This is a genomic window from Pseudomonas sp. B21-021 (assembly GCF_024749205.1).
Taxonomy (GTDB): Bacteria; Pseudomonadota; Gammaproteobacteria; order Pseudomonadales; family Pseudomonadaceae; genus Aquipseudomonas; species Aquipseudomonas paraglycinae.
Window position 1 is genome coordinate 5557351 of record NZ_CP087192.1, and the last position, 18974, is coordinate 5576324.

At 60.4% G+C, this 18974-nt stretch carries 13 protein-coding genes; 6 read left to right on the plus strand and 7 right to left on the minus strand.

Translation table 11 applies throughout. The features are described from left to right. Positions 1–134: 134 nt before the first annotated feature. The gene (gene ettA, locus LOY31_RS25000) at positions 135–1799 is read right to left on the minus strand and encodes an energy-dependent translational throttle protein EttA (RefSeq protein WP_258712333.1); all 1665 of its coding nucleotides are present in this window, start codon (positions 1797–1799) and stop codon (positions 135–137) included. Positions 1800–2085: 286 nt separating this feature from the next. Between ettA and morA the strand changes: the two genes are divergently transcribed. Continuing rightward, positions 2086–5934, plus strand: a complete 3849-nt coding sequence (gene morA / locus LOY31_RS25005) for a cyclic di-GMP receptor MorA (RefSeq protein WP_258712334.1) — start codon at positions 2086–2088, stop codon at positions 5932–5934. A gap of 117 nt (positions 5935–6051) precedes the next feature. Here the strand turns inward: morA and LOY31_RS25010 are convergent, their stop codons facing one another. Continuing rightward, entirely contained in the window at positions 6052–6969 is a 918-nt protein-coding gene (locus LOY31_RS25010; RefSeq protein WP_085609292.1) for a transposase, read from the minus strand. A gap of 466 nt (positions 6970–7435) precedes the next feature. Between LOY31_RS25010 and glyA the strand changes: the two genes are divergently transcribed. The 4 genes from glyA to LOY31_RS25030 all read left to right on the plus strand — a co-directional run bounded on the left by glyA (position 7436) and on the right by LOY31_RS25030 (position 11770). After that, complete coding sequence (glyA, locus tag LOY31_RS25015) at positions 7436–8689, plus strand: serine hydroxymethyltransferase (protein ID WP_102716621.1); 1254 nt, start codon at positions 7436–7438, stop codon at positions 8687–8689. Between the two features lie 278 nt (positions 8690–8967). After that, positions 8968–10281, plus strand: a complete 1314-nt coding sequence (locus tag LOY31_RS25020; protein ID WP_085608708.1) for a C4-dicarboxylate transporter DctA — start codon at positions 8968–8970, stop codon at positions 10279–10281. A gap of 49 nt (positions 10282–10330) precedes the next feature. Then, on the plus strand, positions 10331–11035 hold the full coding sequence (locus LOY31_RS25025; RefSeq protein ID WP_007950980.1) for a FadR/GntR family transcriptional regulator: 705 nt from the start codon (positions 10331–10333) through the stop codon (positions 11033–11035). Positions 11036–11059: 24 nt separating this feature from the next. Continuing rightward, positions 11060–11770 (plus strand): GntR family transcriptional regulator, encoded by a 711-nt coding sequence (locus LOY31_RS25030; RefSeq protein ID WP_258712335.1) that lies wholly within the window; start codon positions 11060–11062, stop codon positions 11768–11770. A gap of 113 nt (positions 11771–11883) precedes the next feature. Here the strand turns inward: LOY31_RS25030 and yjiA are convergent, their stop codons facing one another. From yjiA to LOY31_RS25050, 3 genes are all read right to left on the minus strand, one after another. Beyond that, positions 11884–12864 (minus strand): GTPase, encoded by a 981-nt coding sequence (yjiA, locus tag LOY31_RS25035; protein WP_221534810.1) that lies wholly within the window; start codon positions 12862–12864, stop codon positions 11884–11886. Positions 12865–13025: 161 nt separating this feature from the next. Beyond that, positions 13026–13223 (minus strand): YbdD/YjiX family protein, encoded by a 198-nt coding sequence (locus LOY31_RS25045; protein WP_003228401.1) that lies wholly within the window; start codon positions 13221–13223, stop codon positions 13026–13028. A 15-nt stretch (positions 13224–13238) separates the two neighbouring features. Further along, entirely contained in the window at positions 13239–15305 is a 2067-nt protein-coding gene (locus tag LOY31_RS25050; protein ID WP_007950983.1) for a carbon starvation CstA family protein, read from the minus strand. 159 nt (positions 15306–15464) lie between these two features. Here LOY31_RS25050 and LOY31_RS25055 point away from each other — a divergent pair, with 159 nt between their 5' ends. After that, entirely contained in the window at positions 15465–15833 is a 369-nt protein-coding gene (locus LOY31_RS25055; RefSeq protein WP_064599557.1) for a PilZ domain-containing protein, read from the plus strand. Here LOY31_RS25055 and radA read toward each other — a convergent pair whose 3' ends face one another. After that, positions 15834–17201 (minus strand): DNA repair protein RadA, encoded by a 1368-nt coding sequence (gene radA, locus LOY31_RS25060; RefSeq protein WP_039771749.1) that lies wholly within the window; start codon positions 17199–17201, stop codon positions 15834–15836. A 143-nt stretch (positions 17202–17344) separates the two neighbouring features. Further along, complete coding sequence (gene katB, locus LOY31_RS25065; RefSeq protein WP_221534811.1) at positions 17345–18883, minus strand: catalase KatB; 1539 nt, start codon at positions 18881–18883, stop codon at positions 17345–17347. Between the last annotated feature and the right edge of the window lie 91 nt (positions 18884–18974).

Below are 18974 nucleotides of genomic sequence, written 5' to 3' on the forward strand. Positions count from 1 at the left end.
GATATGTACACAGCAACAGACAAAAATGTCGCATTTATGAAAACAAATAGTACACACTCTATAAAACAGTCTGCATTGCAGGCAAAAAAAAGCGGAGCCCGAAGGCCCCGCTTTTTCATGCAACCAACCTGTTATCAGGCCAGTTTCTTGTGGCGTACCCGGTGTGGCTGGGCCGCTGCTTCGCCGAGGCGCTTTTTGCGATCGGCTTCGTACTCGGTGTAGTTGCCCTCGAAGAACACGGCTTGCGAGTCGTCTTCGTACGCCAGGATGTGAGTCGCGACGCGGTCAAGGAACCACCGATCGTGAGAGATCACAATGGCGGCGCCCGGGAAGTCCAGCAGGGCTTCTTCCAGGGAACGCAGGGTTTCAACGTCGAGGTCGTTGGACGGTTCGTCGAGCAGCAGGACGTTGCCGCCCTCCTTCAGGGTCAGCGCCAGGTGCAGACGACCGCGCTCACCACCGGACAGGTCCTTGACGAACTTCTGCTGATCGCCGCCCTTGAAGTTGAAGCGACCGACGTAGGTACGCGACGGGATCTCGTAGTTGCCGATACGGATCTGGTCGGAACCATCGGAGATCTGCTGGAACACGGTCTTGCTGCCGTCCAGGTCTTCGCGGCTCTGGTCAACGCAGGCCAGTTGCACGGTTTCGCCGATCTCGATGCTGCCGGAATCCGGGGTTTCCTTGCCCATCAGCATGCGGAACAGGGTCGACTTACCGGCACCGTTACCGCCGATCACGCCGACGATGGCGCCTTTGGGCATCGAGAAGGACAGGTTGTCGATCAGGACGCGATCGCCGTAGCCCTTGGTGACGTTCTTGAACTCGATGACCTTGTCACCCAGGCGCGGACCGGCCGGGATGTAGATCTCGTTGGTTTCCGAACGCTTCTGGAATTCCTGCGACTGCATTTCTTCGAAGCGTTGCAGACGAGCCTTGGATTTCGACTGGCGGGCCTTGGCGCCTTTGCGCACCCACTCCAGTTCTTCCTTCATGGCTTTTTCGTGGGCCGATTGCTGCTTGGATTCCTGGGCCAGACGATCGGACTTGGCTTCCAGCCAACCCGAGTAGTTGCCCTCGTAAGGAATGCCCGCGCCGCGGTCGAGTTCCAGAATCCAGCCGGCGACGTTGTCCAGGAAGTAACGGTCGTGCGTGATCGCTACCACAGTGCCTGGGAAGTCGTGCAGGAAGTGTTCGAGCCACGCAACGGAGTCGGCGTCCAGGTGGTTGGTCGGTTCGTCGAGCAGCAGCATGTCCGGGGCGGACAGCAGCAGACGGCACAGGGCCACACGACGTTTTTCACCACCGGACAGGTGTTCGACCTTGGCGTCCCAGGCCGGCAGACGCAGCGCATCGGCGGCAACTTCCAGCTGGCGCTCCAGGTTGTGACCGTCGCTGGCCTGCAGGATGGCTTCGAGCTTGGCCTGTTCGGCGGCCAGCTTGTCGAAGTCGGCATCCGGGTCGGCGTAGGCAGCGTAGACCTTGTCCAGACGCGCTTGCGCATCCTTGATCACGCTGACCGCTTCCTCGACCACTTCACGCACGGTCTTGGTCGGATCCAGTTGCGGCTCTTGCGGCAGGTAACCGATGTTCAGTTCCGGCATCGGGCGCGCTTCGCCTTCGAACTCGGTGTCGACGCCGGCCATGATTTTCAGCAGCGTGGATTTACCCGAACCGTTGAGGCCGAGTACGCCGATCTTGGCGCCGGGGAAGAAAGACAGCGAAATGTTTTTCAGGATTTCCCGCTTCGGCGGAACAACTTTGCCCAGCCGATGCATGGTGAAGACGTATTGAGCCATGGAGAACCTTGGGTCAGTGACAGATGAATGATTGGAGCGCAGGCGATGCCCGGCCAGACCATGCGCGTCGTTCACTTGATGGTGATCAATGCGTGCGCGCTGAAAAAAGTCTGATTCTAGGAGCTGGAACGCTCCCGCGTAACCGGCAAAGCTACCTTAATGACCGATGGCAGTCCAGCCGAGCGGGGCTGGCACTTCGCCACAACTCAAGGCATGCTAGCCGCCTCTTGGGCGTCCGGCTTATAGTGCACGTCGCGCCAGTCCAGCCAGACCGCAGGATTTCAGCTTGTCCAACGTCACTCCGCCAGCCTCTGTGAGCAGCACCCAACCGGCGCCCGGCTCGTCCCTGCGCGGAACATTGAAAGGCGCGCTGGCGACACTGGTGCTGTTGCTGCTCGCGCTGCTGTTCTGGCAGCTGCTCGATCAATTGCGCGAAACCCAGAAAAACCAGCGTCAGTACACCATCGACTACACCGCCGACCTCGCTGCTCAGGTCAGCCTGAACATGGCGCTGAACGCGCAGATCGCCCTCAATCTGCTACCGATCGTCGAACAGCCCCAGTCGGCCGACGAACAGCAGGCGCTGCTGCGCAAGCTTCAGCAATCGCTGCCCGACCTGCGCAGCTTGGCGCTGCTCAGCCCGTCCGGCAAAATCCTCAGCGACAGCGCCACTGACAGCCACGACGCCGATTACCTCAGCGATCTGGTTCGCCGCAGTCGCGCTCAAGCCCATTACTTCAGTAACGCCGACGACGGTTCGGTGGTGCATCTGTTGCTGCATCAGGCCAGCGGCAGCACGCGCGGTTACTGGGCGCTGCGCCTGACACCGACCTTCTTCGACGCACTGACCAAACAGGGCGAAGCCGGTATCCGTCCGCTGTGGCTGGTGGAAAACCGCGTCAACCATCAGATCATCAGCCGCGACGAAGCCCTGCCGTCCGCCAAGACCAGCACCCTGACCCCGGACGATCTGGCCAACAGCGTGCTGACCGTGCCGCTGAGCAGCAGCGACTGGCAACTGCGTGGCCTGTTCGACCGCCAGCATGTGCTCGAACAACTGCTGCCGGCGTTCATCGGCAAATGCCTGTTGGGCCTGGCGCTCTCGCTGCTGCCGTTTATCGCGTTGCTCAACATGCGCCGCCGTCAGCGTCAGGTGCATGAAGGGCGTCGGCGTTATCAGGATATTTTCGAAGGCACCGGCGTGGCGTTGTGCGTGCTGGATCTTTCGGGGCTCAAGCAGGTTTTCGAAAAGGCCCAGATCCAGACCAGCGACCAGCTCAAGGCCTGGCTCGACCAGCCCGCGCAGCGCCAGCAATTGCTCCACGAGCTGCGGGTGACCGAGGTCAACCAGGTCGCGTTGCAACTGCTCAACGTCAATTCCTGCGACCACGCCTGGCAACTGTTGATCGACGGTCAGCCGCACAGTCAGTGCGCTATCGGCAATCAGGTACTCGACGCCGTGCTCCAGCAGCAAAAGCAGCTGGAACTGGAAATCAAGCTGCCGGACATCAATGGCCGCGACCAGCACCTGTGGCTGGTGCTGCGCCTGCCGCAGGAACAGCACGACTACAAGGCCGTAATCCTGAGCATCAACGACATCACCAGCCGCAAGCTGATCGAGCTGTCGCTGCTGGAGCGCGAAGGTTTCTGGTCGGACGTGGTGCGTACCGTGCCGGATCATCTGTACGTGCAGGACGTGATCAGCCAGCGGATGATCTTCAGCAACCACCACCTCGGCCAGACCCTCGGTTACAACCGCACCGAACTGCACCAGATGGGCGAGTACTTCTGGGAAATCCTCCTGCACCCGGAAGACGCCGACTATTACCACCGCTCGCGGCAGATGCAGCGTCACGCCGGTTACAGTCAGCTGCTGCAATGCCAGCTGCGCTTCCGCCATCGCGACGGCAAGTGGCGGCGCTTCGACATTCGCGAACAGGCGCTGGCCCGGGACAAGCACGATCAGGTCACGCGGATCATCGGCGTGGCCAAGGACATCACCGAGCAGATCGAAGCCAGCGAATCGTTGCGCGACAGCGAACAACGCTACCGGATGCTCGCCGAAAGCATCAGCGACGTGATTTTCTCCACCGACAGCCAGCTGTCGCTGAACTACGTCAGCCCGTCGGTGCAGGCGGTGCTGGGCTATGACGCCGAATGGATTTTCCAGAACGGCTGGCAGTCGACCATCGCCAACCCGCAGCAACTGAGCGGCATCTATCACCTGATGGATCGGGTCAGCAAAGCCTTGGGCAAACCCGAGCAACTGGTGATTTTGCGCAGCCAGGTGCAGACCCAGATGTTCCTGTTCGACTGCCTGCGCGCCGACGGTCGCAAGATCCCGATCGAACTGCGTCTGGTGCTGGTGTGGGACGAACACGGCGCCTTCGAAGGCGTGCTCGGGGTGGGTCGCGACATCAGCCAGCAGCGCCGCGCCGAGAAAGACCTGCGCATGGCGGCCACGGTATTCGAGCACTCGACCTCGGCGATCCTGATCACCGACCCGGCCGGTTACATTGTCCAGGCCAACGAGGCGTTCAGCCGGGTCAGCGGCTACGCGGTGAGCGAAGTGCTCGACCAGTTGCCGAACATGCTGACCGTCGACGAACAGCAGGACGCGCACCTGCGCTACGTGCTCAAGCAGTTGCATCAGCACAGCACCTGGGAAGGTGAAGTCTGGCTCAAACGCCGCAACGGCGAGCACTACCCGGCGTGGGTCGGCATCACCGCCGTGCTCGATGACGAGGGCGATCTGGCCAGTTACGTGTGCTTCTTCAGCGACATCAGCGAGCGCAAGGCCAGCGAGCAGCGGATTCACCGCCTCGCCTACTACGACGCCCTGACCCACCTGCCAAACCGCACGCTGTTCCAGGATCGTCTGCACACCGCGCTGCAATCGGCCGAGCGGCAGAAGTCGTGGGTGGTGCTGATGTTCCTCGACCTCGACCGATTCAAACCGATCAACGACTCCCTCGGCCACGCCGCCGGCGACCGCATGCTCAAGGACATGGCCACGCGATTGCTGGCCTGTGTCGACGATGACGACACCGTGGCGCGGATGGGCGGCGACGAATTCACCCTGTTGCTGCAACACCGCTCCAGCCGCGAGATGGCGCTGAACCGCGCGATCCACGTGGCCGAGCAGATTCTTGCCAGTCTGGTGCGACCGTTCGTGCTGGAAGGTCGCGAGTTCTTCGTCACCGCCAGTATCGGCATCGCCCTGAGCCCACAGGACGGCAACGAACTCAGCCAGTTGATGAAGAACGCCGACACCGCGATGTACCACGCCAAGGAGCGCGGCAAGAACAACTTCCAGTTCTATCAGGCCGACATGAACGCCAGTGCGCTGGAGCGTCTGGAGCTGGAAAGCGATCTGCGCCACGCCCTCGAGCAAAACGAATTCGTGCTGTATTACCAGCCGCAGTTCAGCGGCGACGGCAAACGCCTGACCGGCGCCGAAGCGCTGCTGCGCTGGCGTCATCCGCGTCGCGGGCTGGTGCCGCCGGGAGATTTCATTCCGGTGCTCGAAGAGCTCGGGCTGGTGGTAGACGTCGGCGACTGGGTCATCAGCGAGGCCTGTCGCCAGCTCAAGACCTGGCACCAGAGCCGCGTGCGCGTGCCGAAGGTCTCGGTGAACATTTCCGCCCGGCAGTTCTCCGACGGCCAGCTCGGCACGCGGATCGCCACCATCCTCAAGGAAACCGGCCTGCCGCCGGCGTGCCTGGAGCTGGAACTGACCGAAAGTATCCTGATGCGCGAAGTCAGCGAAGCGATGCAGATCCTTGCCGGCCTGAAAAACCTCGGTTTAAGCATCGCGGTAGACGACTTCGGCACCGGTTACTCATCGCTGAACTACCTCAAGCAATTCCCGATCGACGTGCTGAAGATCGACCGCACCTTCGTCGACGGCCTGCCGTCCGGCGAGCAGGACGCGCAGATCGCCCGGGCGATCATCGCCATGGCCCACAGCCTGAATCTGGCAGTGATCGCCGAGGGCGTGGAAACCCATGAGCAACTGGACTTCCTGCGCGAGCATGGCTGCGACGAGGTTCAGGGTTATCTGTTCGGCCGGCCGATGCCGGCGGGACGGTTCGAGGCGCAGTTCAGCAATGATGCGCTGTTCATGTTCGACTGATTTTTTGCGGTGCTGCTCATGACGCCTTCGCGAGCAAGCCCGCTCCCACAGTGGACCGCATTTTTCCTGAAGAAACCGGGTTAAATGTGGGAGCAACTGTCTTAACCCTGCCATTCGTCACCGCCATTCGGTGCCGTCACGCAGCATGGCATTTAGTCTGATCAGTAGTATCCGCATGCAGGCGATGAGCGCGACTTTCGCGCTCTTGCCTCTTTCTCGTAGCGCCTCATAGCGGGCCTTGAAGTCAGCGTGATAACGGATCACGACCCAGCACGACATGTAAAGGGCACGTCTGACGCGGGATCTTCCTCCGTAAATCTGGCGTTTGCCGCTGTGATTGCCACTGTCGTCATTGTAGGGAGCGATTCCTGCCAGAGCCGCGATTTCTCTGCGATCAAGCTCGCCGAGTTCAGGCAGGTAAACCAGCAAGCTGGCGGTCGCCACAGTGCCGATGCCTTTAACTGAAGTGAGCCGGTCGGCTTTTTCAGCATCCAGCTCTCGCATGCTTTGATTAATGGCTTTACCGAACTGTTTGATCTGGAGTTGCAGATAGCGAATATGGTCTTTGATCGCCTCGATAACCGCTGGCAACTGGGCCTGCTGCAGCCGGCGCTTGTTGTCGTCTCGCTGTTGGACGAAATGCTCGCGCAACTGAATGAGTTCACGCAACGCTTCACGGCCAGGCGAAATTGGCTTTTCGCGAGACGCATGCAAAGCCTCGGCAAAATCGGCAAGAACAGCGGCGTCGATGGGATCCGTCTTGGCATTCTTGCCCATTGCTACGGCAAAGGCTCTGGCCCGGCGAGGGTTGATCCTGAGCACATTGAAGCCCGCCTCTTGTAAGGCCGCCACGACCTTTCGCTCGTATCCTCCCGTGGCCTCCAGCAATACTCGGCCAACCGTGTAGTGGCTTAAACGCGATGTCAGCTCAACAAAGCCTTCAAGCGTATTTGTAATCTCGAACCCCACTTTCTGAGGCTGAATCCAAACAACGAGGTTGGATTTGGAGATATCGATACCGACCCAGGAAATCATGGCAAAACCCTCTTACACTCAAAAGTGAGAGTGCTCTGGCTTTGCCCACGCTTGTGATTCGAGTGGCGCTCGTCCAACTGTTCGGGCTTATGGGCCAGAGTAGAAAGGTGAATGGCAGCTTTGCTCCCACTCGTGCTTAAAGCACCGCGGACTCACAGCTTGCCATTCACCCCTCTCACCCCAGAGTCTATTCCCTTACCTAGACACAAGCGGGCTTGCTCGCGAAAGGGCCGGTACAGACGCTGGAAAAATCTGCGGTGCAGCCATCGCCAGCAGGCTTGCTCCCACAGGGCCTTGCTGTGGATCAGTATTCTCCGGTTGAAACGCGGCCATTGTGAGGCCTTCAAAAGCACCGCACATCTGTCATGAACGCCACTTGTCTGCGACATGATGTCGTTTCATATGCCATCCAAAACCCGATGGGTTAGAATGCCCCCTTTTCTGCCCCCGATCCTTGAGGACCGCCATGTTCAGCCGTGATTTGACTATTGCCAAGTACGACGCCGATCTTTTTGCCGCCATGGAGCAAGAAGCCCAGCGCCAGGAAGAACACATCGAGCTGATCGCTTCGGAGAACTACACCAGCCCAGCGGTGATGGAAGCTCAAGGCTCGGTACTGACCAACAAGTACGCCGAAGGCTACCCGGGCAAGCGCTACTACGGTGGTTGCGAGTACGTCGACGTTGTTGAGCAACTGGCCATCGACCGCGCGAAGGAACTGTTCGGCGCCGACTACGCCAACGTTCAGCCGCACGCTGGCTCCCAAGCCAACGCCGCTGTCTACCTGGCCCTGCTGTCGGCCGGTGACACCATTCTGGGCATGAGCCTGGCTCACGGCGGTCACCTGACCCACGGCGCCAGCGTTTCCTCCTCCGGCAAGCTGTACAACGCCATCCAATACGGCATCGACGCCAACGGCCTGATCGACTACGACGAAGTCGAGCGTCTGGCGGTTGAACACAAACCGAAAATGATCGTGGCCGGTTTCTCTGCCTACTCGCAGATTCTGGACTTCCCGCGCTTCCGCGAAATCGCTGACAAGGTTGGCGCCTACCTGTTCGTCGACATGGCTCACGTGGCCGGTCTGGTCGCCGCTGGCGTCTACCCGAACCCGGTTCCGTTCGCTGACGTCGTGACCACCACCACCCACAAGACCCTGCGCGGTCCACGTGGTGGCCTGATCCTGGCCAAGGCCAACGCCGACATCGAGAAGAAGCTGAACTCCGCCGTATTCCCGGGCGCCCAAGGTGGCCCGCTGGAGCACGTGATCGCCGCCAAAGCGATCTGCTTCAAGGAAGCACTGCAGCCTGAGTTCAAGGCTTACCAGCAACAAGTGGTGAAAAACGCCCAGGCCATGGCCGGCGTGTTCATCGAGCGCGGTTTCGACGTGGTTTCCGGCGGTACTGAAAACCACCTGTTCCTGCTGTCGCTGATCAAGCAGGAAATCTCCGGTAAAGACGCCGACGCCGCTCTGGGCAAAGCGTTCATCACCGTGAACAAGAACTCCGTACCAAACGACCCACGCTCCCCGTTCGTCACCTCCGGCCTGCGCTTCGGTACTCCGGCTGTGACCACTCGTGGCTTCAAAGAGGCTGAGTGCAAAGAGCTGGCCGGCTGGATCTGCGACATCCTGGCTGACCTGAACAACGAAGCAGTGATCGACGCCGTTCGTGAGAAAGTCAAAGCCATCTGCAAGAAACTGCCGGTATACGGCGCTTAATTGCGACGTTAAAACCGCAGCATGAAAAACCGGCCAAGTGATTGGCCGGTTTTTTTTCGTCCGCAAAAAAGTTTCGGACTGTGAATGGCTCAAGATCGGGGCCTTGCACCCAACTGGTCAGACCGGTCATGCCAATTCGTCATTTTTCACTTGCGATCCGTAAAAAACAGCGCCTAGACTGCACCCGCACTGGACATACCGGTAAGACCACAATAATTAAGTCCTGAATCTGATGCGCCCCGCGCACGGCAGCCAGGACACCGACCAGGATTCCTCCCATGCTCAGATGGTGCTCGCGTTCAATCTTCCTCCAAGTGGTTCTCGGACTGGTGCTCGGCATCGTCTGCGGGCTGACCCTTCCTGAATACTCAGCCCAGCTCAAACCGCTCGGCGACGGTTTCATCAAACTGATCAAGATGCTCATCGGCCTGATCGTGTTCTGCGTGGTGGTCAGCGGCATCAGCGGCGCCGGCGACCTGAAGAAGGTCGGGCGCATCGGCCTCAAGTCGGTGATCTACTTCGAAGTGCTGACCACCATCGCGCTGGTGATCGGTCTGGTGTTCGCGTTCAGCACCGGGATCGGCAGCGGCGCCAACATCCATCTGGAGCAGCTGTCCGCCGCCGACATGGGCGACATCGCCGAACGCGGCCAGCACATGCACACTACCACCCAGTTCCTGATGGACCTGATCCCGACCTCGGTACTCGGCGCCTTCGCCGATAACAATATCCTCCAGGTGCTGCTGTTCTCGGTGCTGTTCGGCAGCGCGTTGAATCTGGTGGGCGAAGCGGCTTCCGGGATCTCGCGGCTGATCAACGAGCTGAGCCATGTGATCTTCCGGATCATGGGCATGATCGTGCGTCTGGCGCCGATCGGTGTGTTCGGTGCCATCGCCTTCACCACCAGTAAATATGGCCTGGATTCGCTGCAACATCTGGGCAGTCTGGTCGGTTTGTTCTACCTGACCTGCATCGCCTTCGTCGCGCTGATTCTCGGTCTGGTGATGCGTCTTTCCGGTCTGCGCATGTGGCCGTTGCTCAAGTACCTGCGTGAAGAGCTGCTGATCGTCATGGGCACCGCCTCCTCCGATGCCGTGCTGCCGCAGATCATGCGCAAGCTTGAACATCTGGGCATCGGCAGCTCGACCGTCGGGCTGGTGATTCCGACCGGTTACTCGTTCAACCTCGACGGGTTTTCGATCTACCTGACCCTGGCCATCGTATTCATTGCCAACGCTACCGGTACGCCGCTGGCCATGACCGATCTGCTGACGATTCTGTTGGTGTCGCTGATTACCTCCAAAGGCGCCCACGGCATTCCGGGTTCGGCGCTGGTGATTCTCGCGGCCACGCTGACGGCCATCCCGGCGATTCCGGTGGTCGGCCTAGTTTTGGTGCTGGCGGTGGACTGGTTCATGGGCATCGGCCGCGCGCTGACCAACCTGATCGGCAACTGCGTCGCCACCGTGGCCATCGCCCGCTGGGAAAAGGACATCGACGTGCAGCGGGCGAACAAGGTGCTCAACGGCGAGCAGGGCTATAACTTTCAGCCGAGAAAAACGGTCGCTCAAGCGGCGGCCAAAGAATTCTGAATGAGCGCCGTGCCTGCGCCAATGCAGGCACGGCTCATGGAGCGAACACGTGATAACTACATCAACCGTCGTCAACTCAGTGGTGGAAAAACTCCGGGCCGCGCTGGCCCGTGGTCAGTGGCGCTCCGGCGAGATGCTGCCGGGCCAGCGTGAACTGGCCGAACAACTGGGCATCAGCCGACCGAGCCTGCGCGAAGCGGTGATCGTGCTGGAAACCCTCGGCCTGGTGCGCTCGATGCCGGGCAAGGGCGTGGTGGTGCTCGACGCCCAGGCCAGTGACAGTCAAAGCCACGACAGCGCAGTGGCCGGCGCCAGCCTCGAAGACGTGCTGCAACTGCGCTACACCCTCGAACCGTTCATCGTTGGTCTGGTGGCGCAGTCGATCAGCAGCAAGGAAGTCGGGCAGTTGCGCCTGACCCTGATGGACATGCGCGAAGCCCTCGAAGCGGGCGACAGCGAGGCCGGGGTCAGCGCCTACATCGCGTTCCACGAAGAACTGTTCACCCTGACCTCGAACCCGATTTTCCAGAGCGTGGTGCAACAGACTAGCAATGCCCTCAAGCAAAGCGCCGAAGTCCTGCGCAATTCGCCGGAGCACCTGGCCGAACGCCTTGAGGAAAACGAAGCCGTGGTGCGCGCGATCCGCAGCAAGAACAGCGCTCAGGCCAGCGCCGAAATGCGCCGGCACATTTTGCGTGAGGGCCAGCGGATGGGCATCGAGCTGAATATTCCGGATGACAACCTGAGCCACTGAAACGCCTCACACTGGAGACCGGCCATGAACAGTCTTGCCACGCCGTCGCACCCTCGCCCGACCTCGGCGGCCCTGCCCTTCTCCCGCCTGCAAGCGCCGGTGGACGATCTGTATCCGCGCCTGTTCGACGCAATCCTCGAGCAACGCATCGATGCCGCCAGCCGTTTCACCGAAGAAAGTCTCAAGCAGATGTTCGGCGTCAGCCGCGCTGATGTGCGTCGGGTGCTGACCCAGCTGTCCCACGAACAGATCATCGTGCTGCGGGCCAACCACCGACCGCGAGTGGCCGCGCCGGATGCCGAGCAGACACGTCAGGCCCTGCACGCCCGGCGCCTGGCCGAGAACACGCTGGTGCGGCTGGCTTGTCAGCATGCGCAGGCTGAAGATCTGAAGCGCCTGCGAGCGTTGATCGAACGTGAGCGTCTGGCTGTGGATAAAGATCGGCGCGGGGCGGCGATTCGGCTGTCCGGGGAGTTTCATTTGCAGGTAGCGAAAATGGCGCGCAATGCACCGTTGGCGCATTTTCTCGGCACGTTGGTGCCGCTGACCTCACTGGCGATTGCGCGATGCACTGAAACCACGCACAGCTGTTGCGGCTGGCAAGATCACGCCCGGATCGTCGAGGCGATCGAGCGTGATGACGCTGCCGAGGCGGTGTCGCTGATGAACCGTCATCTGGATCACCTGGAGCAGGCACTGCTGGTTTCAGAGTCTGGATATTGTGTTGCTGGTTAGAACGCCTTCGCGAGCAAGCCCGCTCCCACAATGAACTGCATTCTTCCTGACAGAATGCGATCTATTGTGGGAGCGGGCTTGCTCGCGAAGAGGCCCTTCGAGCCTCCACAAACTCAGTTTTGCTGTGCAACCACCCGAGCAAACCCCGCCCGGATTTTCTCTTCCGGCAAATCGTCGGCGATAAACACGATCACGCTTTCCCGCGTCTCGCCCTCGGCCCACTCGGTGTCCCAGTCGAAGCCGTAGAGCTTCAGCACGCCCTGGAATACCAGCCGCCGATCTTCGCCCGCGATGTTCAACACGCCCTTGTAGCGCAGCAATTGCTTGCCGTGCTCTTCCAGCAGTTCATTCATGAATTCGCTGAGCTGATCGATATCCAGCGGCTGATCGGTACGCAGCACCAGACTGGAAATCCGGTCGATGGACGGCGCCTTGCTCACGGGCCGCAAGCTCACCCCGCCGCCGAGATCGGCATTCAGGTTGAAACCGCGCACATCGAGCAATTCAGCCAGATCGATGTTGCCGTGTTCGACCACGCGGATCGGTGCGCGGCGGTTGATGCGGGTCAGTCGTTCGCTGAGCGCCGTGAAGGCAGCCTCGTCCACCAGATCGGTCTTGCTCACCAGCAAGCGGTCGGCAAAACCGATCTGCGCCTGGGCGATGGTCTGGGTCAGGTGCAGCTCGGCGTGGGCCGCGTCGACGAGGGTGATGATGCCGTCGAGCAGGTAACGCTCGCGCAGTTCTTCGTCGATGAAAAAGGTCTGTGCCACCGGGGCCGGGTCGGCCAGGCCGGTGCATTCGATGACCAGCCGATCGAAGGCGATTTCGCCGCTGTCCAGCCGTTCGAGCAGCAGATACAGAGCCTTGGTCAAATCGGTGTGGATGGTGCAGCAGACGCAGCCGTTGGCCAGGGTCATGACTTGCACCGGCTCGTCGCCCAGCAATTGGGTGTCGATGCCGGCGTCGCTGAATTCGTTTTCGATCACGGCGATTTTCAGGCCGTGCTCGGCTTTCAACAGATGGCGCAGCAAGGTGGTCTTGCCGGCGCCGAGGAAACCGCTGAGCACCGTTACAGGTATTGGAGAAGACAACATCGATCCCCTTCACAAAATTGATGAACAACACAAAACAAATGTGGGAGCGAGCTTGCTCGCGAAAGGGTCGTGTCAGTCGACATCATTGCTCAATGACACACCGCTTTCGCGAGCAAGCCCGCTCCCACAGTTGGGGACTGCATCAACCGAAGGCTGTCAGATCAACAGCACTTCGGCCCACCCTTGCCACCGTAACGGGCTTCCTGACGTTCGCGAAAGAACATCTCGTAGCTCATCACCGGTTTGTCCGGGTGTTTGGTCTGCATATGCTCGACGTAGGTGTCGTAGTCGGGCATGCCGACCATCAGGCGCGCGGCCTGACCGAGGTATTTACCGAGGCGACTCAGGTCATTGAACATGCTGCAATCCTCTGGTTACGCGTCCGGCAGGGCCTGGAATGGCGATTCTTTGTCCGTACGCTCTTTTTTGCCCCAGGCGGCGATGCCGACCTTGAGTGCATAGAACAGGATGCTGAATACCACGAACAGGAACAGCGCGGTCAATGTAGCGTTGGTGTAGGCGTTGAAGATCACGTGCTGCATCTGCTCGACGCTTTTCGCCGGCGCCAGCACCTGACCGTTGGCCAGTGCATCGCTGTACTTCTTGGCCAGCGACAGGAAGCCGATCGCAGGGTTGGCGTCGAACAGCTTGATGAAGCCAGCGGTCGTGGTGCAGATCAGCAGCCAGGTGGCCGGCAGCAGGGTGACCCAGATGTAGCGCTGGCGCTTCATCTTGATCAGGACCACGGTGCCGAGCATCAGCGCGATACCCGCCAGCATCTGGTTGGAGATGCCGAACAGCGGCCACAAGGTGTTGATACCGCCCAGTGGATCGACCACGCCCTGATACAGCAACCAGCCCCACATCGCCACACAACCGGCGGTGGCGATCAGGTTGGCGGACCAGGATTCGGTACGTTTCAGCGCCGGTACGAAGGAGCCGAGCAGGTCCTGCAGCATGAAGCGACCGGCACGGGTACCGGCATCGACTGCGGTCAGGATGAAAAGCGCTTCGAACAGGATCGCGAAGTGGTACCAGAACGCCATGGTGTTTTCACCCGGCAGCACACTGTGCAGGATCTGCGCGATACCGACCGCCAGGGTCGGCGCACCACCGGCACGGGCCAGGATGGTGGTTTCGCCGATGTCATGCGCCACGGCTTGCAGGGCTTCCGGGGTAATTGCAAAGCCCCAGTTGCTGACTGCGGTTGCCACAGACACCACGTCACCGCCGACCACGGCGGCCGGGCTGTTCATGGCGAAGTACACGCCAGGCTCGATCACCGAGGCAGCGACCATGGCCATGATGGCCACGAACGATTCCATCAGCATGCCGCCGTAACCGATGTAGCGGGCGTTGGTTTCGTTATCCAGCAGTTTCGGCGTGGTCCCGGAAGAGATCAGCGCGTGGAAACCGGAGACCGCACCGCAAGCGATGGTGATGAACAGGAACGGGAACAGACCGCCCTTCCACACCGGACCGGTGCCGTCGACGAACTGGGTCAGGGCCGGCATTTTCAGCTCGGGCATGGTCACCAGGATGCCGATCGCCAGAGCGACGATGGTACCGATCTTGAGGAAAGTGGAGAGGTAGTCACGCGGCGCCAGAATCAGCCACACCGGTAGCGAAGCGGCGACGAAACCGTAACCGACCAGCATCCAGGTAATCTGCACGCCAGTGAAGGTGAAGGCCTTGGCCCAGACCGGATCGGCGGCAATCTGCCCGCCCAGCCAGATCGAACCCAGCAGCAGCAACACGCCGACTACCGAGATCTCGCCGATGCGGCCCGGACGGATGTAGCGCATGTAGATGCCCATGAACATCGCGATCGGGATGGTCGCCATCACGGTGAAGATGCCCCACGGGCTTTCAGCCAGGGCTTTCACCACGATCAGCGCCAGCACCGCGAGGATGATGATCATGATCAGGAAGCAGCCGAACAGCGCGATGGTGCCGGGGATACGGCCCATTTCTTCTCGCACCATGTCGCCCAGGGAACGGCCGTTGCGACGGGTCGACATGAACAGGACCATGAAGTCCTGCACCGCGCCCGCCAGCACCACGCCGGCAATCAGCCACAGCGTGCCGGGCAGATAGCCCATCTGCGCCGCCAGTACCGGGCCGACCAGCGGCCCCGCGCCGGCGATGGCCGCGAAGTGGTGACCGAAGAGAATGTGTTTGTTGGTCGGAACGTAGTCCAGACCGTCGTTGTTGAGCACGGCGGGGGTGGCCCGACGCGGATCGAGTTGCATCACATTGTTAGCGATGAACAGACTGTAGTAACGGTACGCAACCAGATAGATGGCCACGGCGGCGACCACAATCCACAAGGCGTTGATCGCCTCGCCTCGGCGCAATGCCACTACGCCAAGGGCGCACGCTCCTACGATTGCCAGCAGCAGCCAGGGTAAGTGGCGTAGCAGGCTATTATTATTTTTCATTTTATTATTCCAGCCAGGGTGGACAAGAAAGACAGCCACCCCGAGTTTAGCGCTACTGGCGGCAAAGGCCATACCCCGACATTGGTCTAGACAGTCCATTCGTTGGCATCACCCCGCCGGTCGGGTCTATAGTCAGCTGACCTTCCTGAGGATTGCGCCATGAGCGAGCACCCGTCCGAGCGTCGCCGCTTCAAACGTATCGCGTTCGATGCCAGAACCGAATTGAGCCAGGGCGAATATATCTGGCCGGTGAAGCTGATCGACCTGTCGCTCAAGGGGCTGCTGATCGAGCGGCCCGAGCCCTGGCTGGGCAATCCCGAGCAGGATTTTTTCGTCGACATTCATCTGAGCGAGGACGTGCACATCGAGATGGATGTGCAACTGGCTCATGAAGATCACGGCCAGCTCGGTTTCGTGTGCCGGCATATCAGCCTGGAGTCGATTCAGCGCCTGCGTCGCTTGATCGAACTCAATCTGGCCGACGAAACCGAACTGGAACGCGAGCTTGGGGCGCTGATAGACGTCTGATCACTCGAACAACGAGTCCAGCGCCTGCTCCAGACGTGTCACCGCAATGATCTGCAAGCCTGGCGGTGCTTCCTTCGGCGCGTTGCCCTTGGGCACGATCGCACGCTTGAAGCCGTGCTTGGCGGCTTCCTTCAATCGCTCCTGACCGCTCGGTACCGGGCGCACTTCGCCGGACAGGCCGACTTCACCGAACACCAGCAAGTCATGGGGCAACGGCCGGTTGCGCAGGCTCGACATGACGGCGGCCATCAACGCCAGGTCAGACGCGGTTTCCAGTACTTTCACCCCGCCGACCACGTTGAGGAAAACGTCCTGATCGTGAGTCGGAATGCCGCCATGACGGTGCAGCACCGCCAACAGCATCGCCAGACGATTCTGATCCAGACCCAGCGTCACCCGGCGCGGATTGGCCAGATGGCTGTCATCCACCAGCGCCTGAACTTCCACCAGCATCGGCCGGGTGCCTTCCCACGTTGCCATCACCACACTGCCCGGGACTTCTTCCTGAGCGCGGGTGAGAAAAATCGCCGAAGGGTTGGAGACTTCCTTCAGGCCCTTGTCGGTCATGCCGAACACGCCCAGCTCGTTGACCGCGCCGAAACGGTTTTTCACCGCTCGCAGCAAACGCAACCGACCGTCGGACTCGCCTTCGAAATACAGCACGGTATCGACCATGTGCTCCAGAACCCGCGGCCCTGCGAGCGCGCCTTCCTTGGTCACGTGGCCGACCAGGAAAATCGCCGTGCCGCTTTGCTTGGCGTAACGCACCAGCAACGCCGCACTTTCGCGTACCTGGGACACGCCGCCCGGCGCCGATTGCAGTTGTTCGGTGAAGATCGTCTGGATCGAGTCGATCACCATCACCTTGGGTTTTTCCTGACGGGCGGTGGCGATGATGGTTTCGATACAGGTTTCGGTCATGACCCGCAGTTGATCCTGCGGCAGGCCCAGGCGGCGTGCGCGCATGGCGACCTGTTGCTGGGATTCCTCACCGGTGACGTACAGCGCCGGCATGGTCTTGGCGAGGTTGCACAGGGTCTGCAACAGAATCGTCGATTTGCCGATGCCGGGGTCGCCGCCGATCAGCACCACCGAACCGTCCACCAGACCACCGCCGAGCACTCGGTCGAGTTCGCCGGAGGCTGTGGAAAAACGCGGAATCTCTTCGATGCTGACTTCGGCCAGGGTCTTGATCTGGGCCTGCTGCCCGGCCCAGCCGGTGCGCCCGCTCGGGGCGGCCGCACCGCCGCTCTCGACCATGGTTTCGGTCAGGGTGTTCCAGGCGCCGCATTCGCCGCACTGCCCGGCCCACTTGGGAAAGGTTGCGCCGCACTCGGTGCAGCCGTACATGCGCTTGGCCTTGGCCATCTGAACCCCCGGCAAAAACAGCGATGATAACGCAGCCATCGTCGATCAGCGCGGCGCGCCGGGACGGATTTCTCCGCTGGCCAGACGCGCGGCGCTGCTGCCGGTCAGTCCCCGGCAATTGCCGGGGCTTGAAAGGGCCGCTGTCAGTCGACCAGTTTGGCCGCCAGGGCCTTGACCCGATCCAGATCACCCTTGGCCACTTTGGTCACACCGGCGCCGTATTCCGGATCCGCCTTATAGAGGAAGGACAGCATGATGTGCTTGCTCTCGTCATCGGCGCCCGCCAGCGAACCGCCAAAGCTCTCGATCAGATCCTGACGTTCCTTCTTGCTGAACGAGCGATACAGATCACCGGCCTGTTTGAAGTTCTGCTCACGCTGGATCTTCGCCTGTTGCGTGCTGCCCTGCAGCGCGGTCTGGCTGTATCGCGCACCTGGCGTCTCTTCACGAGGTTGCAGACGGCTTGGCTGATAGTTGACGCCCGAGCTGCTCGCACCAACATTCATCGCGCCATCCTGATTGCCATTGTTGACGGCGGTTTTGGCGGCATTGATCGGCAATTGCAGGGCGTTGGCGCCGAGGCGATACATTTGCGTATCGGCATAGGCAAATATCCGGCCTTGCAGCAGGCGGTCTTCCGAAGGCTCGATGCCCGGCACCACATTCGAGGGTGCCATGGCCACTTGTTCGGTTTCCTGGAAGACATTCGCAGGATTGCGGTTCAAGACCATTTGTCCAACTTTTCGCTCAGGAATACCTGGCCAGATCTTGGTTGCATCAAGAGGATCGAAATCAAACTTGGACAAATCTTGCGGATTCAAGACTTGGACGTACAAGTCCCACTTGGGAAAATTACCTTTGTTAATATTTGTTACTAAGTCGTGAGTCATGTGACTGTAATCCCGGCCCTGAACTTGCACAACTTGTTGCGGATCGAGATTCTTGATGCCCTGCAAACTTTTCCAGTGAAACTTCACATAGTGCACATCGCCCTTGGCATTGACCAACTTGTAGGCGTGCACACTATTGCCATCCATCTCCCGATAACTGGCCGGGGTTCCCGAGTTGGAATACAGCTCGGTCAAAGTACGGGTGGCTTCCGGTACATGGGAGAAGAAGTCGAAGCGGCGCGAGTCATCGTCAAGGTTAGTACGCGGATCGGGCTTGAAGGCATGCACCATGTCCGGGAACTTGATCGCATCGCGGATGAAGAACGTCGGGAAATTGTTACCCACCAGATCCCAATTACCGTCGGCGGTGTAGAACTTGGTCGCGAAACCCCGAGGGTCACGCAGGGTTTCCGGAGAGTGATTGCCGTGAACCACCGCCGAGAAACGCACGAACACCGGCGTGACCTGGCCGGCAGTAAACACCTTGGCCTTGCTCAGATCGCTCAGATCGTTGGTCGCAGTGAACGTACCATGGGCACCAGTGCCTCGGGCATGCACAACGCGTTCGGGAATGCGCTCGCGGTCGAAGCGTTGCAGCTTCTGGATCAGTTGCACGTCCTGCAACAGTACCGGGCCGTTGGCGCCGGCGGTTTGCGAGTTCTGGTTGTCGCCGACCGCCGCACCGTTGTCACGGGTCAGCGGCGCGGCATTCACGGAAAGGGTCAACAGGCTGGCGGCCAATACACCAACGGTGCGACGGGGAATAACCCCTGAACCAAGCGTGGAATTCATTTCAGGTTCCTCTGTTTTTTTGAGGCGCATCCAGGTGCGCCAGACAGAGGCTAGAAGCTCGATTCGCCAAACCTAAATAGAAAGATCACAA

What these genes read in the sequence shown, in the direction of transcription:
- LOY31_RS25055 (WP_064599557.1), top strand. Translation starts at nt 15,465, where the DNA reads ATGAGCGAGCACCCGTCCGAGCGTCGCCGCTTCAAACGTATCGCGTTC.
- LOY31_RS25010 (WP_085609292.1), bottom strand. Translation starts at nt 6,969, where the DNA reads ATGATTTCCTGGGTCGGTATCGATATCTCCAAATCCAACCTCGTTGTT.
- LOY31_RS25045 (WP_003228401.1), bottom strand. Translation starts at nt 13,223, where the DNA reads ATGTTCAATGACCTGAGTCGCCTCGGTAAATACCTCGGTCAGGCCGCG.
- radA (WP_039771749.1), bottom strand. Translation starts at nt 17,201, where the DNA reads ATGGCCAAGGCCAAGCGCATGTACGGCTGCACCGAGTGCGGCGCAACC.
- ettA (WP_258712333.1), bottom strand. Translation starts at nt 1,799, where the DNA reads ATGGCTCAATACGTCTTCACCATGCATCGGCTGGGCAAAGTTGTTCCG.
- LOY31_RS25020 (WP_085608708.1), top strand. Translation starts at nt 8,968, where the DNA reads ATGCTCAGATGGTGCTCGCGTTCAATCTTCCTCCAAGTGGTTCTCGGA.
- glyA (WP_102716621.1), top strand. Translation starts at nt 7,436, where the DNA reads ATGTTCAGCCGTGATTTGACTATTGCCAAGTACGACGCCGATCTTTTT.
- katB (WP_221534811.1), bottom strand. Translation starts at nt 18,883, where the DNA reads ATGAATTCCACGCTTGGTTCAGGGGTTATTCCCCGTCGCACCGTTGGT.
- LOY31_RS25030 (WP_258712335.1), top strand. Translation starts at nt 11,060, where the DNA reads ATGAACAGTCTTGCCACGCCGTCGCACCCTCGCCCGACCTCGGCGGCC.
- LOY31_RS25050 (WP_007950983.1), bottom strand. Translation starts at nt 15,305, where the DNA reads ATGAAAAATAATAATAGCCTGCTACGCCACTTACCCTGGCTGCTGCTG.
- yjiA (WP_221534810.1), bottom strand. Translation starts at nt 12,864, where the DNA reads ATGTTGTCTTCTCCAATACCTGTAACGGTGCTCAGCGGTTTCCTCGGC.